Origin of the sequence: Streptomyces sp. NPDC001406 (genome assembly GCF_042895285.1) — a bacterium.
Taxonomy (GTDB): domain Bacteria; phylum Actinomycetota; class Actinomycetes; order Streptomycetales; family Streptomycetaceae; genus Streptomyces.
Window position 1 is genome coordinate 458,326 of sequence record NZ_JBIAWG010000004.1, and the last position, 15,051, is coordinate 473,376.

A 15,051-nucleotide genomic window follows, 5' to 3' on the forward strand; every position below is an offset into this window, starting at 1 on the left:
GATGACCTCCGTGCACGAAGGCGACCTCGTCCTGGGCGCGCTCGGCTCGCTGGGCACGCCCCTCGACTGCAGCGGCTTCAACCGCCTCGACCTGGCGGGGCCGCAGGTGCTGTGGCTGGTCGCGGCGGGCGCCCTGGACCTGTTCGCGGTGGACGCCGGACAGCAGGGCCACTGGCACCACCTGGGCCGTCTGGAGGCGGGCTCGCTGCTGCTCGGCCCGGTCGCCGGTCCCCAGCACACCCTGGTAGCACGCCCGTTGCGCGACTGTGTGGTGCACCGCATCGGACTGCGCGAGCTGTACCAGCCCGCGCACACCCAGACCTGGTCGTACGACGAGTACGGCAACCCCCAGTACGTGCCCCCGACGTCGAGCCCGCTGGAGTACGCCCTCGCGCTGGGCGTCGGCCGCAGCCTGTCCATCCTCTTCCAGGCACCGATGGCGACCGAACGCGCGGCCGACATGACAGACGACGACGTGTTCTGGATGCAGGTGCCGCCGGGCAGCGTCCAGTACGGATCGCTGTACGGCGCGGAGGCCGCCGCCGACCTGCTGATGGACCCGGCCGTGTGGCAGAGCATGGTCGACCAGCAGTACCGGCTGCTCACCACCTTGGACCGGTGGATCGAGCAGTTGGAGCACACCCATGAGACGCGCACGGCGGCCGGGATCAAGGCCGGTGAGGCGGTCCGCGCCCAGGCCGACCGCACGCTGCTCGCGTCGATCGGCAAGGCGCCGGCGAGGCGCACCACGGCCGCCGACGCCGACGCCACGTACGCCGCCTGCAAACTGGTCGCCCAGGCCGCCGGGATCACGCTCGCCGAACCCGCGCAGAGCGGCACCGAGAGCGACCGCCTGGACCCGGTCGAGCGGGTGGCGCTCGCGTCCCGGGTGCGCACCAGGGCCGTACGCCTGAACGGCCGCTGGTGGCGGGACGACGTCGGCCCGCTGGTCGGGCACCGGGCCCTGTCGGGTGCGCCGGTCGCGCTGCTGTGGCGGCGGGGCGGCTATGTGGCCGTCCATCCGGCGACCGGCCGCGAGACTCCCGTCGAGAAGGCCAACGCGGAGGAGTTCGAACCGCGCGCGGTGATGTTCTACCGCCCGCTGCCCGAGCGGAGGCTCGGTCCGCTCGGGCTGCTGCGGTTCAGCATGCGGGGCACGCGCGGTGATGTGCTGCATCTGCTGCTCGCCGGTCTGGTGACGGTGGCGATCGGCGCACTGGTGCCGATCGCCACCGGCAAGGTGCTCGGCGAATATGTGCCGAGGGCCCAGCAGGGGCTGATCGTGCAGGTCTGTCTGGCCGTGATGGTCAGCGGCGTGGTGGCGGCCGCGTTCATGCTCCTGGAGAACCTGACCATCCTGCGCCTGGAGGGCCGTATCGAGGCGACGCTCCAACCGGCGGTCTGGGATCGGCTGTTGCGCCTGCCGACGAAGTTCTTCACCCAGCGGTCCACGGGCGAACTGGCCAGCGCGGCCATGGGGATCAGCGCGATCCGCCGGCTGCTGGCGGGAGTCGGCCCGGTGGTCGCCCAGTCGGTGACCGTCGGCGCGATGAACCTGGCCCTGCTGTTCTGGTACAGCGTGCCCATGGCTCTCGCGGCGATCGGCATGCTCACGGTCATCGCCGCCGTGTTCCTGGGGCTCGGGCTGTGGCAGGTGCGCCGGCAGCGACAGCTCGTGGTGCTCGGCAACAAGCTGAACAACCAGGCCTTCCAGACGCTGCGCGGGCTGCCGAAGCTGCGGGTGGCCGCGGCCGAGAACTACGCGTACGCCGCCTGGGCGGGCGAGTTCGCGCGCAGCCGCGAGCTCCAGCAGAAGGTGGGCCGCATCAAGAACCTCACGACGGTGCTGGGCGCGGTGTACCTGCCGGTCTGCACCCTGCTGATGTTCATGCTGCTGGCGGGCCCGGCGAAGGGGGCGATGTCGGCGGCGGCCTTCCTGACCTTCAACACGTCGGTGACGATGCTGCTGACCTCGGTCACCCAGCTCACCGGCGCATTCGTCTCGGCCGTGGCCGCGCTGCCGCTGTTCGAGGAGATCCGGCCGGTGCTGGAGGCGACGCCCGAGGTGCGTACGGCGAGCACCCGGCCGGGCCCGCTGTCCGGGGCGATCGAGGCCCGCCGGCTGTCGTTCCGGTACGCGGACGACGGTCCGCTCGTCCTGGACGACGTGACCTTCGAGGCGCGGCCGGGCGAGTTCGTGGCGATCGTCGGGCCCAGCGGCTGCGGCAAGTCCACCCTGCTGAGGCTGCTCATCGGCTTCGACAGGCCGGTCTCGGGCAGCGTGCTGTACGACGGGCAGGACCTGGCGGCGCTGGACCAGTCGGCCGTGCGCCGCCAGTGCGGGGTGGTGCTCCAGCACGCGCAGCCGTTCACCGGCTCGATCCTGGACGTCATCTGCGGCACCGAGCCCTGCACACCGGAGGAGGCCATGGCGGCGGCCGAGATGGCCGGGCTGGCGGAGGACATCAAGCGGATGCCGATGGGTCTGCATACGATCGTCTCGGGCAGCGGGGCCGTCTCGGGCGGTCAGCGCCAGCGTCTGATGATCGCCCAGGCCCTGATCCGCCGCCCGCGCATCCTCTTCTTCGACGAGGCGACCAGCGCCCTGGACAACGACACCCAGCGCACCGTCATCGACAGCACGCGCAAGCTCAACGCCACCCGGATCGTCATCGCCCACCGGCTGTCGACGGTGCTGGACGCCGACCGGGTCATCGTGATGGAGGACGGCAAGGTGGCTCAGCAGGGCACGCCCGCCGAACTCCTCGCGGACACCGGCGGCCGGCTCCACGAACTGGTGCGACGACAGCTGGCCTGACGCGTCAGCCGAGGCCGGGCACCGGTGCGCCGGAGGGCACCCCGGCCTCGATGTAGCCCGCGTAGAACTCCTTCCAGGGCGCGCTCGCCCCGGCGTGCGGTCCCTCGAACAGCTCGCCGCGCGCCCTCGCGTCCAGGGCGGCCAGGCAGACCTCCCAGCCCGCGCCGTTGCGGGCTGCGGTGTTCTCGGCTCCGAGCACATTGGTGAGGGTGAAGCGGGTGCGCCCGCCCTCGGCCTCCTCCAGGTCGAAGCGGAGTTCGTCGCCGCCCCACTCGAAGGACAGGTGCCGCGGTGGGTTCACGGCGAGCACGCGGCCGGTCGACTCGGGCATGCTCGGGTCGCCGCTGAACCGGATGGTGCCGCCGGGGCGCAGCTCCATGTCGGCGCGGGAGGGGAACCACTGGGCGAGTTCGCCGGGGTCGGTGACGAAGTGCCAGACACGGTCGAGCGGGTGGTCGTACACGCGGGTGAAGCGGACGGCCGGGCGGCCGTCGTCCAGGGTCACAAAGGTGCCGGTGGGTTCGGCGGACATGGTGGATCAGTCCTTCGGGGCAGGGGGTTGGCTGCTGTCGTCCGACGTCTCGTCGAGCCGCCGGCCCAGTGCGTCCAGGCTGCTGGTCCAGAGCGTGCGGTAGGGGGCCAGCCACGCGTCGAGTCCCGCGATCGGTGCCGGGTCGAGGGCGTAGACGCGGCGCTGGGCGTCCTGTCGTACGCGCACCAGACCGGCCTCACGCAGCACCTTCAGGTGCTTGGAGGTGCTCGGCTGGCTCAGACCGCATGCCTCCACGATCTCCCCGACGGGCCGGGGCCGCTCCAGGAGGAGCGCGACGATGGCCCGCCGGTGGGGGTCGGCGAGGGCGGTCCAGAGCGCGGAGTCGGACACGAGGCCAATATGCCTCGCCAGTTATATGCCAGTCAAGGCATACAAGGTCCGAGCGGGCACGCAATGCCGGACCCCGAACGAAACGTTGCCGTTTCGCTCAACGTGTTCTAGCCTCTTCGTGTACGAAACGGTTTCGTTTAGGTTTCGGCACGCCCGGACGACTTCCCTGGAGTTTCCCGATGCCCGAGAAGACCCTGACCGACAGCACCCACGCGGGTGCCGAAGCCATGGAGGCGCCGCCCGCCGCCTCCCCGAAGCGGTGGTGGATCCTCGCGATCATCTCCGTCGCGCAGCTGATGGTGGTGCTCGACGCCACGATCGTGAACATCGCCCTGCCCTCCGCCCAGGCCGACCTCGGCTTCTCGGACGGCAACCGGCAGTGGATCGTCACCGCCTACGCCCTGGCCTTCGCCTCCCTGCTGCTGCTCGGCGGGCGGATAGCCGACCTCTTCGGCCGCAAGCCAGCCTTCCTCGTCGGCGTCGTCGGCTTCGCCGTGGCCTCCGCGCTCGGCGGTGCCGCGACCGGCTTCGGCATGCTGGTCATCGCGCGTGCCCTGCAGGGGGCCTTCGGCGCGCTCCTCGCGCCCGCCGCGCTGTCGCTGCTCAACACGACCTTCACCGACGCCCGGGAACGGGCGCGGGCGTTCAGCGTGTACGGCGCCATCGCCGGCGCCGGTGGTGCGGTCGGCCTGCTGCTCGGCGGCGTCCTGACGGATGCGTTCGACTGGCGCTGGACGCTGTATGTGAACGTGGCCATCGCCTTCGTCGCCTTCGCGGGCGGCTGGATCCTGCTGAGCAACCACCGTGACGCCGCCGGCGCGAAGCTGGACGTGCCGGGCACGATCCTCGTCGCCACCGGTCTGTTCGCCCTTGTATACGGCTTCTCCAACGCCGAGACCCATGACTGGGGCTCGCCGCTGACCTGGGGCTTCCTGATCGCGGGCGGTCTGCTCCTGGCGGCCTTCGCCTGGTGGCAGACCCGGGCCGAGCACCCGCTGCTGCCGCTGCGGATCCTGCTCGACCGCGACCGGGCCGCCTCGTTCCTCGCGGTGCTGATCACCGGCGCGGGCATGTTCGGCGTGTTCCTCTTCCTCACCTACTACCTGCAGCTCAACCTCGGTTTCAGCCCGACGAAGACAGGCGTGGCGTTCCTGCCGATGGTCGGCGCGCTGATGGTGGCCGCACAGCTCGGCACCACCGTCCTGCTGCCCCGGATCGGCCCGAAGGCGGTCATCCCGCTGGGCTTCGCCGTGGCCACGGCCGGCATGGCCTGGCTGACCGGCATCGGCGTCGGCTCCCACTACATGAGCGCGGTGCTGCCGCCGCTGGTCGTCATCGGCGTGGGCCTGGGGCTGGTCATGCCGACCGCCATGCAGCTGGCCACCGGCGGGGTTGCCGCGGAGGACGCGGGTGTCGCCTCGGCGACCGTCAACGCGATGCAGCAGGTGGGCGGTTCGATCGGTACGGCCCTGCTGAACACGCTCGCCGCGAGCGCCGCGACCGACTATCTGGTCGGCCGTGACGCGACCAGCAAGCTGGTCCAGGCGCGGGCGACCATCGAGAGCTACACCACCGCCTTCTGGTGGTCGGCCGGCTTCTTCGCCGCGGGCACGCTGATCGCGTTCCTGCTCTACCGCCGCGGGGTGCCACGGCAGGACGCCACTGCCGCACCGGTCGTCCACATATGACCAGCACACATATGTGACGGCCACATAGGCTCCGCAGGGCCGCCGACCGGAGCCGCACAGCCGAGGGGCCGCTGTCCGCAGGGAGACGGCGGCCCCTCTTCGTATGAGTGAAGTCAAGGACAGCGACGCGAAGTTCACTCTTTCGAGTGCAGCTGATCTTGCGGGCCGTGTCGCAGGGATGGCCATGTCGCCGTCGGGGTAGCTACCCGGACCCATGCCCGGGGCGAGGTGAGACAGTCATGACACCGGATGCCGACGACCGAGGCACGCGCCGGCTTGCCGGTGCCGAGTCCCCCCTTGCGCGGCCGCCCGCGCCCAACTCCTGTGCCCGCACCCGGACTCTCGGCCCGGTCGTCGTGATCGCGGCGTACGGAGAGATCGACATCGCGACGGCGGATCTCCTCGGCGAACATCTGGACGCCGCGACCGCCGGGCCCGAGCCGGACGTGCTGGTCGATCTGCGATCCGTGGACTTCTTCGACTGCTCCGGGCTGCGTGTGCTGTGCCGGGCCGAGACGAGGGCCCGGGAGCGCGGCGGCCGGCTGCGCCTGGTGGGCGTCGGGACCGGTCTGGAGCGGCTGTTGCGCGGGGCGGGGCTGCTGGAACGGTTTCGGCCGCTCCCCCGGATTCCCGGTGAGCGGCCGTGATGCCGGGGGTCGGCGGGCGGCCCCACTCCGCCCGTCCGACCCCCGGTGCGAGATCGCCGGTCCCCGCGACAGGGGCTCGCACTCCCCATTTGCGGGCCTGTTCCGGCATGTCCGGGAACCGGGCGATCCCGGTCCTAGAACGCGAAGACGCTGGAGCCGTTGGCGTTCTTCACGCATTCGTTGCCGAAGGTGCGCTCATAGGTGACGCGCTTGCCCTGCCAGACGCCCTGGGCCGTGACCAGCACCGGGTTGTACTCCCTCGTACACGGCATGTCGTCTCTGCCCGCCAGGGCATCGAAATCGCCGCCGACGCCCCGTAGTTCGGCGCAGGCCAGGGCCGCGGCCGGATGAGTTCCGGAAGCCTTGGGGGCGCAGGTCAAAGTGACGGCACGCTCCGGGGTCACGGTGGCCACGTCGTCACCGTGGCCGATGGTGAGCACCAGGGCCGAGGGGGCGTAGAGCGAAGCCGGGGCGCTGCCCGGGGAAGCGACGGAGGCCCCGGTCAGGGGTCCGCAGATGGCGGCGGCCGAGAGGCCGATGGTCGCTGCCCAGCGCGCGGTGTTCCGCATTGTGTGCATCCTTCCGCTTGAATCGACAGGGTGCCGCCCTCGGCCCGGTGGGCGCCGGAGCGGCGGGCCACACTCTGCCGAGTCCGTCGCCGAAACACACATCGCACCCATGGATTTCAGTAACATTGCGTGTTGAATCAGTGGCGTGAAGTTACGGAATTCGAACGTTACAACCCCGAAACTGGGCGCCCCTTGATCGCACGAAGCGGCCAAGTGGCTGGTTTTCACCGCCTCGTTAATAGTCCTGAAACATTCCGCTTCAGCTCTCGGCTGACTCCCCGGCGACCCCTTGTGTTCATCTCCGGCCGGAGTAATCGTGATTACATGATTACCGCAGAGCAGCGAGAGAAGATTCGCGGCTGGTTCGCCGGCCGTCTGCCCGACGATCTCTTCGAGGAACTGGTCGAGGTGACCGCCGACCGCGAGGAGATCACCGTGATCGGCCGTATCCCCGGCCCCCGGCTCGCCGACGACGTCTCGGACGCCGAGCGGGACGCGGCCGTCCAGGGCCGGATCGAGGAGTTCCGGGAGCGCACCCGGGAGGACCGGATCCTGGTGGCCCGCGAGGCCGAGCACCGTTTCCGCAGGAAGGTCTCCTGGGGCGTGGAGTGCGAGGGCCGACGCGGCCTGTTCACGCATGTGGCCGCGCCCGTGATGACCCGGCTGCGGCAGCCCGAGCGCCAGGTCCTCGACACACTGATCGCCGGAGGTGTCGCCCGCAGCCGCAGCGACGCCCTCGCCTGGTGCGTGCGTCTGGTCCAGCGTCACACCGACGACTGGCTGGGCGAACTGAGCGCGTCCCTGGAGCACGTGCAGCGGGTGCGGGCCCAGGGACCGGACGTCGAGGGGGTGACCGATCCATCCGACGAAGGCGGAGAAGACACAGGCGCGCAGAACGGCCGGGCCGGCTGACGGAATCCCCGCTGGACGGACCCGCTGCTACCCGCGAGTATCGTCGGCGCGACGCATGCTCGACGAGGAGAGGCGGGACGTACAGATGGCGAAGCACTGGGCCGACTTCCAGTACGAGATCTATCTGAACGGGATGTCGGGGACCGTGCCCCGGCTCCCCACCGATCCGAGCCGGCTGGAGGAGCTGGCCGAGCACCGGCTCGGGCCCGGCCCGGTCGGCTATGTGGCGGGCAGCGCGGGCAACGGCAGCACGGCGCGCGCCAACCGGGCCGCCCTGGACCGGCGGCGGATCCTGCCGCGCATGCTGCGGGACGTGCACGAGCGGGACCTCTCCGTCGATGTCCTGGGCCGCGCGCTGCCCGCGCCGCTGGCGCTCGCGCCCGTCGGTGTGCTGTCGATCATGCATCCGGAGGCGGAGACCGCCGCCGCGCGGGCGGCCGCCGCACAGGGCGTGCCGTACATCCTGTCGTCCGCCTCCAGCACGCCGATGGAGCAGGTGGCCGAGGCGATGGGGGACGCCGAGCGGTGGTTCCAGCTGTACTGGGGCAAGGACCGCGAGGTGACCCGGAGTTTCCTCGGCCGGGCGAGGTCCGCCGGGTTCACCGTACTGGTCGTCACGCTGGACACGCCGATCCTGGCCTGGCGGCCCCGCGACCTCGACCAGGCCTATCTGCCGTTCCTGCACGGGGTGGGGACCGCCAACTACTTCTCCGACCCGGCCTTCCGGGCGGGGCTGGCCAAGCCGGTGCACGAGGATCCCAACGCGGCCGTGCTGCACTTCCTCGGTCTGTTCGGCGACGCGAGCCACACCTGGCCCGATCTGGCGTTCCTGCGTGAGCACTGGGACGGGCCGATCGTCCTCAAGGGCGTCCTGCACCCGGACGACGCCCGGCTGGCCGCCGACGCCGGGGTGGACGGGGTGGTGGTGTCCAACCACGGGGGCCGGCAGGTTGCCGGTTCGGTCGCCGCGGCCGATGCGCTGCCACGGGTCGTGGAGGCGGTCGGCGACCGGCTGACCGTGCTGTTCGACAGTGGGATCCGCACCGGCGACGACGTCTTCAAGGCCCTCGCCCTCGGCGCACGGGCGGTCCTGCTGGGGCGGCCGTACGTCTACGGGCTGGGCCTCGACGGCCAGGCTGGCGTCGAGCACGTGATCCGTTGTCTGCTCGCGGAGTTCGACCTCACCCTCGCCCTGTCCGGCCACGCCGGCCCGGCGACGATCGGCACCGCCGACCTCGTCGAGGACCCCGTGTGACGGGCCGGGCGGGCCCCGGCGCCTTCGCCCCGGGGCCCGCCCGGCCGTCCGTCCTAACCGTTCGAGACCTGGTCCGACAGCCGCGCAGGCTGTGCCGACGGCCCACCGGTTCCGGCGATCGACAGCGAACCGGGGCTTGCCGACGGCGGGTCGGTCAGCCAGCGCTGGCCATCGGAGCCGTCGCGGACCTTGACCACGATGTCGGCCCCCGGTTTCTCACCGGCCGATGCCAGGGCGAGGGTCTCGTCCCAGCGGGGCAGCAACTCGCCCTGGACGGTGAGGTCGTAGCGCACGTCGTCGCCCCGCTCGGAGTTCTTGCCCGCGCAGGTGCCGAGGATGACCACGCCCGCGTCCGCGTGCGAGTCCAGGCACAGATCGGGGTCGGCCACGCTGCGCAGCTGCCCGTCCGTCGCGTACGTCCACTGCTGGGTCCACGCCGAGGAACACACCGCCAGTACCGCGCCCGCCCCCTCCTTCGGCTTGGCATTGATGTCGAGGCACAGGCCGGCCGCGGCGTTGCGCAGCCGCGTCTGCCGGGTCGTGGTGGGCAGACCCGTGGCGGAACCGGCGGGCGGGGACTGGGAGCCGGCGCCCGGCACCGTGCCACGGGCGCCCGAGACACCGGTGGAGGCGACCGGGTCGGTGCCGTCCCCGCCGTCCGGCCAGACGCTGACGGCGAGAACGGTCGCGAGCAGTCCGGCCCCGGCGATGCCGACGCCGGTGAGCAGGGTCCGGGACGACCAGGTCTCCCCCGGAGCACGGCGGGCGGACGCAGGGATCCGCGCCAGCAGCCGGTTCCGTGTCCCCCCGTGCCGGGGTCCGCCGCCGCGGCGGGACTCGCTGCGCGTACGGGTCCCCGTCGCATGCGCACGGCCCGGGCGCGAGTCGAGGTAGCGGCGGGCTCCCCAGCCGAGTATCGCCTCGGCGAGGAGCGGTCCCAGCCCGGCCTCGACATGGCCGAGTTGCTCGGCCGCGTGGCGGCAGTAGGGGCACTGCGCCAGATGCTGCTGGACGTCCGGCAGCAGCGCGCCGCCGCGCCGGATCGGCACGTCGAGAAGGCGGTTGTAGAAACGGCATTCCTTGCTCGGCGCGAGTTCCCGGTGGGCGCGTACACAGCCCTCACGGAATTTCTCGCGCGCCTGTGCGAGTGCGGCGGTCGCGGTGTCGGCGTCCATGCCCAGCAGACCGGCGGGGACATTTATCGACTCCGCCTCGACCTCGGTGTGCCACAGCAGACACTGGGCGAGCGCCGGAAGGCTCAGGAATGACCGCTCGGCGAGTTTGCGGTTTTCGGGCGGCATGGACTTCACGGCGCGCATACCGCGGCCCCCGGCGGGTTTCCCCAGGTCCGGCAGAACCTCGGATATTCGGTCCTCCGCGGACCAGTTGGCGACCGTGTCCCGGACGGCGACCAGCAGCCGGGGCCGGATCGCCTCGGCGGACTCGCCGAGCACCAGCCGGTCGAGGATGTGGTGGAAGGCCGTGGCGGTGACCATATGGGCGAGCGGGCCCGAGGTGGCGAGGCAGATGGCCGCGTACTCGTGGGCCGGCTGCCAGTGCCGCGCCATCAGCAGAGCGACGGACCGGGAGGCCACGGCGTCCGAGCCGGCTCGCAGCGGAGCGGCGAGAGCCTCGTCGGATTCCTCCGTCACTCCGCCCGGCGGCGGATAGGGAGGACGCGGGGGGTGGGGGGTGGGCACGGAGCGGGTTCCTTTGTTGCGTATGGTGCGTACCTATTAGGTGCGCGTGCGGAGAGCGGGAATTCGGCGGTCGCTCGTCGGAGCGGGTTCCTCGGCCGTGGAATGAGCCCCGGCACTTTACCCCCCCGCACGGGAGTTTCACCCTTGCACACCTTCCTCACGGCCAACAAGGCGCCTGCCCCACATCGACAGGTTTGAAAGGAAGTCAGAAAGCGGGTGTGTGTACGTCATTCGCACCCGCTTTCGACATTCCATGCGCCCCGTGTGAAGCACACGCACGTGGCGGGCCCTCGCGCACGCTCCCGGCGCGCGCGGCCGGGTAGTGCACTGGGACTCGGCCCTTCTCGGAGGCCCCGCGCAGGACGGCGGCTCTCCCGCGCGAAACCGGCCGCCGGCCCCGTTCCTCCCGCCCTCGGCCGGCGGCCCCGGGGCAGGGCGGCTTCCCCCTCACGCGCCCCGGCCCCGGCCGGAGCTCAGATCTGCCAGGAACGAAGCCGGTCGGCCGCGCCGTACACATCTGTCTTGCCGGAGATCAGATCCCGGGCGAGGTCCACGAGGGCACCGTAGGGCGGGTCGATGCCTACGCCGCTGACGAACATGTAGGCGACGGCGGTCGCGCAGGCGAAACGGGCGTTGGCCGCCGGGAGCGGCTTGAGCAGGGCGAGGGTGTGCAGCAGCGCGGCGGCCCGCCAGGCCGCGTCGGAGTTCACACCGAGGCGGGGCGGGTCGACCCGGTGCCGGGCGACGGCGGCGACCAGCGCGGAGAAGTCGTTGACGGCGGGCTGGTCCGGCAGCACTTCCTCGTGGCGCTGGAGCAGCCAGGGCACGTCTATGTGGATGACAGGCGGCATCGGTCAGGCGACCTCGCCCTTCGTGGGCGGTTCGTCGTCGGGGAAAGCGGCCGCGAACTCGGCGGCGTGCGCGGCGAAGAAGCGGCGGAAGGCGTCCGCGCCCTCCTGCAGGGCACGATGCCGGGCGATGTCGGCCGCGGCCGCCTCGCGCACGAGTGCCTTCATCGACGTACCGCGCTCCTTGGCGATCTGGCGCAGATCCTCTAGCTCACGCTCGCTGAACTCCACGTTGAGGGCTGGCATGACCATACGGTACCGCTCGGGTACTCGACCGTAAATACCTCCAGGTCACAAGGCATGTCCAGCGGTACCTGCCGGGATCGAGCGCCAGGTCCGATTCCCGCCGGTGACATGGCGCGCGGCACAGCAGACTCGTTACCGGACCACACGAGAGCGAGGAAGAGAGAGGAAGAGAGGAAGAAGCCGATGACCGTGTACACCGTCCACGACAGCCCGCTGGGCGAACTGCTCCTGACCGGCGAGGAGTCGGCGGGCGTCCTCACGCTGACCTCCCTGTCCATGCCGGGGCAGCCGGGCGCCCCCACCGTCGGGCCCGGCGCACGTCGCGACCACGGCGCCTTCGCCGAGGCGACCCGCCGGCTCGACGCGTACTTCGCGGGCCGGCTCACCCGGTTCGAGCTGCCGCTCGCCGCCGGGGGAAGCGAGTTCCGGCGGCGCGTGTGGCAGGCGCTGGACGACATCCCGTACGGCACCACGACGACGTACGGCGCACTCGCCGAGCGCCTGGGTGTGCCGCGTGCCGAGATCCGGGCGCTCGGCGCGGCAGTGGGCGCCAATCCGCTGCTGCTGCTCCGCCCCTGCCATCGGGTGATCGGCGCGGACGGTTCGATGCGCGGATACGCGGGCGGCGTCGAGCGCAAGGTATGGCTGCTCACGCACGAGGGTGCGCTCCAGCCGACGCTCGTCTGACGAAAGGAGCCACGATGACGCTCACCCCTTGGATGTCCACGGCAGCGCGCCCACTCAACAGCTGCTGACGCCCGCCGAGTGCGGGGAGGTGGCCGCCCTGTACGAGCAGCCGGAGCTGTTCCGGACGACGGTCGGCCTAGGGGGTGTCGTTTGGATCGACCCGGCGTCGCGGGGCCTGGCACGCACTCCCCCAGAGGGGGCACCCCCAGCCGCGTTGTCGTCACTCGCCGAGTCCCCCAAACTCTCGACTGCGCTCGAGCAGGGGGACCCCCATGACCCCGCTCGGGTCGGCCAGGCCGCACCGTTCGTCACGGCCGGCCTGACCCAAACGACACCCCTCAGCTGGCCCGGCACCGGTTCGGCTCCGGCGGGTACCGCTACTTCACACACGACCTGCCCGCCCCGGTGTTCACCACCCGGGACCGCCCGGTGCGCACGAAGCGTGGCTGGTCGGCCGGGGCGATGCGGCACGGAGTGAGCACCGTGCGCTCCGGCCGACGGCGGACCCTGGGGCTGGTGTTCCACGACGCGTCGTGACCGGGCGGCGGACCCTACCCCTGATCCGCCACGAACGACGCCATCCACGCCAGGGCCGCGTTCCAGTTGACCGCCGTCTCGTTCGTGGACCACGACTGGATGTCGTCGATGTAGCAGAACTGGCCTGTGCAGCCGCGGAGTCTGCTCTGTGCGTAGGGGTCCTGGATGCTTGAGTTGGCGCCTCCGGCGAGGGTGCCCTTCGGGGGTGCGGGCAGTTTCGGGTCGAGTTCGTGGGCATACCAGCGGCTGTGCTGGTTGTGGGATTGGACCTCGCCGTAGCCGGTGACGTACGAGATGTTCAGGGCGTTGCGGCCGAGGAGGTAGTCCATGCTCTGGACGGCTCCGTCGCGGTACTTGGCGGCACCGGTGAGGTCGTAGGCGGTGGCGATGACGTGCGCGTTGTTGAGGATCTGGGCGTTGGAGCCCCAGTCGTAGAGGTTGCCGGGCGGCGCGTACGGCATGCCGTAGGGCTGTGCCGTCAGGGTCGCGAGGTAGCCGTCCGCGGCCTTGGTCACCGACCGGCGCACCTCGTCGCGGCCGGGCAGGGTGTTCGGCACCGTCGCCAGGTCCAGACGGCCCGCCGCGGCCGTGCGGCCCCAGTCGAAGCCGAGGGCGCCGAAGATGTCGGCCTTGTGCAGCGGGGAGTTGAGGACGTGGTCGGCGAACTGCTTCTCCCCCGTGGTGAGGTAGAGCTCGGCGGCCGCCCAGTAGAACTCGTCGGTGGCGTTGTCGTCGGGGTACGCGCCGCCGCCCGTGCCGTCGTCGGGGTCGGGGTGGAGCGCGGGGTGGGCGAGAGCGGCGGTCCACGCCCGGCGGGCCGCCGTGAGGGCCTTCGCCGCGAACGCCGGGTCGTAGGGCCGGTACAGACGGGCGGCCTGCGCGGCCGTGGCGGCGAGGTTGAGCGTGGCCTCGGTGGTCGGGGCGTGCAGTTCCCGCTTCTGCGGGTCGTCGCTGGGGAGCAGGGGGAGGCCGGTCCACTGCGCGTCGTGGATCTTGCTGTGCGCCATGCCGGCCAGCGGGCGGCCGTCCGGCACCTGCATCCTGAGCAGGAACTCCAGCTCCCAGCGGGCCTCGTCCAGGACGTCGGGCACCTTGTTGCCGCTCTCGGGGAGGGCGAGTGTGCCGTCGGCGAGCCGCGCGGGGTGTCCGGTGCGGGCCGACCGGGCGCGTTCGTAGGTGCTCAGCAGCTCCCAGGTGGAGATGCCGCCGTTGACGACGTACTTGCCGTGGTCGCCCGCGTCGTACCAACCGCCGGTGACGTCGAGGGAGTAGTCGCACTCGCCGAGCCGGCAGGGTACGTTCGTGTCGCCCTGATTGGGTGCCACGCCGACGTGCCCGGCGGGCCTGCCGTAGCCGGGCCGGAGCGCGTCCCGGATCTCGATGCCGCTGCGCTGTGTGTAGTAGTACTTCAGCGAGTCGAGGCGCAGTTGTTCGTAGGCGTCGGTGCCGATGTCGAAGGGGCGGCTGGTCTCGCCGTCGGCGACCAGCGTGAAGCCCTGGCCGCGCCCGCGGTAACGGCCGAAGTCGATCGACTGGACATTCTGCCCGGAGGACACGTCGGTGCCGCGCGGCACGGTCCAGCCCTGGGCGACCGTCGTACCGGCGGCGTTCCTGAGCTGCCAGGGCAGTTGCGTCGTGGTGCCGGTGACCAGCGTGGCGTTCTTCGGACCGGCGGGCAGGTAGGCGACCTGGTTCACCCGGACCCGCGGCCCGGTGTCGGGCTCGTAGACCTCCGGCGGCACCCCGCCGAGCAGTGACACGTCGTCGAGGCACAACCGCCAGGCGTCCGCGGCGCCGCCGGCCTGGAACGCGACCTGCGCCCGCGTGGTGTCGACGGGCGAGGTGAAGGTGTAGGAGTAGCTGCCGCCCGAGGCGCTCAGCTGTGGGCTGACCTCGTACCAGGTGTCGTACGGCGACACCTGGAGTCCCACGATCGCCCGCACCACACGCCCCTCGGGCGAACCCGAGGCCTTGAAGGCGAACTTGTACGACTCGCCCTTGACCAGGGTGATGTCGTTCTGGCCGACGGCGGCGTCCCAGCGGTTGGTGGTGCCGCCCGGCACGTCGGCGCACAGTTGTCCGCCGGAGAGGCCCGCGGTGACATTGCTCGTCGTCCACCACGGTTCGGTGGTGGTGTCGAAGGTGCCGTTCCTGACCTGCTCGACCTCGTCGGCGCCGGCCTGTGTGGCGGGCAGCGCGGTGAACGCGGCCGCGAGGAGGGCCGTCGCGGCGAACAGGGCGGTGCTGCGTCGTTTCACGTC

At 71.5% G+C, this 15,051-nt stretch carries 13 protein-coding genes and 1 pseudogene; 7 read left to right on the forward strand and 7 right to left on the reverse strand.

The genetic code is table 11. From position 1 onward, the window contains the following. Window position 1 precedes the first annotated feature (1 nt). Entirely contained in the window at window positions 2–2,818 is a 2,817-nt protein-coding gene (locus ACFY1J_RS12355; RefSeq protein ID WP_390705869.1) for an NHLP bacteriocin export ABC transporter permease/ATPase subunit, read from the forward strand. Window positions 2,819–2,822: 4 nt separating this feature from the next. On the opposite strand, the gene ACFY1J_RS12360 is transcribed toward ACFY1J_RS12355, so the two are convergent. Then, window positions 2,823–3,350, reverse strand: coding sequence for an SRPBCC family protein (locus ACFY1J_RS12360; protein ID WP_390705868.1), 528 nt, complete (start codon window positions 3,348–3,350; stop codon window positions 2,823–2,825). A 6-nt stretch (window positions 3,351–3,356) separates the two neighbouring features. Then, window positions 3,357–3,701, reverse strand: a complete 345-nt coding sequence (locus ACFY1J_RS12365) for an ArsR/SmtB family transcription factor (RefSeq protein WP_390705867.1) — start codon at window positions 3,699–3,701, stop codon at window positions 3,357–3,359. 179 nt (window positions 3,702–3,880) lie between these two features. On the opposite strand from ACFY1J_RS12365, the gene ACFY1J_RS12370 reads away from it, so the two are divergent. Then, window positions 3,881–5,389, forward strand: a complete 1,509-nt coding sequence (locus ACFY1J_RS12370; RefSeq protein ID WP_390705866.1) for an MFS transporter — start codon at window positions 3,881–3,883, stop codon at window positions 5,387–5,389. A gap of 239 nt (window positions 5,390–5,628) precedes the next feature. Beyond that, window positions 5,629–6,036: an STAS domain-containing protein gene (locus tag ACFY1J_RS12375; protein ID WP_390705865.1), complete on the forward strand. Its 408-nt coding sequence runs from the start codon at window positions 5,629–5,631 to the stop codon at window positions 6,034–6,036. 134 nt (window positions 6,037–6,170) lie between these two features. On the opposite strand, the gene ACFY1J_RS12380 is transcribed toward ACFY1J_RS12375, so the two are convergent. Beyond that, window positions 6,171–6,605, reverse strand: coding sequence for a protease inhibitor (locus ACFY1J_RS12380; protein WP_390731190.1), 435 nt, complete (start codon window positions 6,603–6,605; stop codon window positions 6,171–6,173). Window positions 6,606–6,929: 324 nt separating this feature from the next. On the opposite strand from ACFY1J_RS12380, the gene ACFY1J_RS12385 reads away from it, so the two are divergent. Then, entirely contained in the window at window positions 6,930–7,517 is a 588-nt protein-coding gene (locus ACFY1J_RS12385) for a hypothetical protein (RefSeq protein WP_390731191.1), read from the forward strand. 85 nt (window positions 7,518–7,602) lie between these two features. Further along, entirely contained in the window at window positions 7,603–8,772 is a 1,170-nt protein-coding gene (locus ACFY1J_RS12390; RefSeq protein WP_390706244.1) for a lactate 2-monooxygenase, read from the forward strand. Window positions 8,773–8,825: 53 nt separating this feature from the next. Here ACFY1J_RS12390 and ACFY1J_RS12395 read toward each other — a convergent pair whose 3' ends face one another. From ACFY1J_RS12395 to ACFY1J_RS12405, 3 genes are all read right to left on the reverse strand, one after another. Then, window positions 8,826–10,472: an RICIN domain-containing protein gene (locus tag ACFY1J_RS12395; protein WP_390705862.1), complete on the reverse strand. Its 1,647-nt coding sequence runs from the start codon at window positions 10,470–10,472 to the stop codon at window positions 8,826–8,828. 473 nt (window positions 10,473–10,945) lie between these two features. Beyond that, window positions 10,946–11,323 carry a toxin Doc gene (locus ACFY1J_RS12400; protein WP_390705861.1) on the reverse strand — a complete coding sequence of 126 codons (378 nt, stop codon included), beginning with the start codon at window positions 11,321–11,323 and terminating at the stop codon, window positions 10,946–10,948. A 3-nt stretch (window positions 11,324–11,326) separates the two neighbouring features. Beyond that, window positions 11,327–11,566, reverse strand: a complete 240-nt coding sequence (locus tag ACFY1J_RS12405; RefSeq protein ID WP_390705860.1) for a hypothetical protein — start codon at window positions 11,564–11,566, stop codon at window positions 11,327–11,329. A gap of 183 nt (window positions 11,567–11,749) precedes the next feature. On the opposite strand from ACFY1J_RS12405, the gene ACFY1J_RS12410 reads away from it, so the two are divergent. Together ACFY1J_RS12410 and ACFY1J_RS12415 are read left to right on the forward strand one after the other, a co-directional pair. Then, the gene (locus tag ACFY1J_RS12410; protein ID WP_390705859.1) at window positions 11,750–12,253 is read left to right on the forward strand and encodes a methylated-DNA--[protein]-cysteine S-methyltransferase; all 504 of its coding nucleotides are present in this window, start codon (window positions 11,750–11,752) and stop codon (window positions 12,251–12,253) included. Between the two features lie 405 nt (window positions 12,254–12,658). Beyond that, window positions 12,659–12,790: pseudogene (locus tag ACFY1J_RS12415) on the forward strand (2OG-Fe(II) oxygenase); the annotation flags it as partial. A gap of 14 nt (window positions 12,791–12,804) precedes the next feature. On the opposite strand, the gene ACFY1J_RS12420 reads toward ACFY1J_RS12415, so the two are convergent. Then, window positions 12,805–15,048 carry a glycoside hydrolase family 9 protein gene (locus ACFY1J_RS12420; RefSeq protein WP_390705858.1) on the reverse strand — a complete coding sequence of 748 codons (2,244 nt, stop codon included), beginning with the start codon at window positions 15,046–15,048 and terminating at the stop codon, window positions 12,805–12,807. Window positions 15,049–15,051 lie beyond the last annotated feature (3 nt).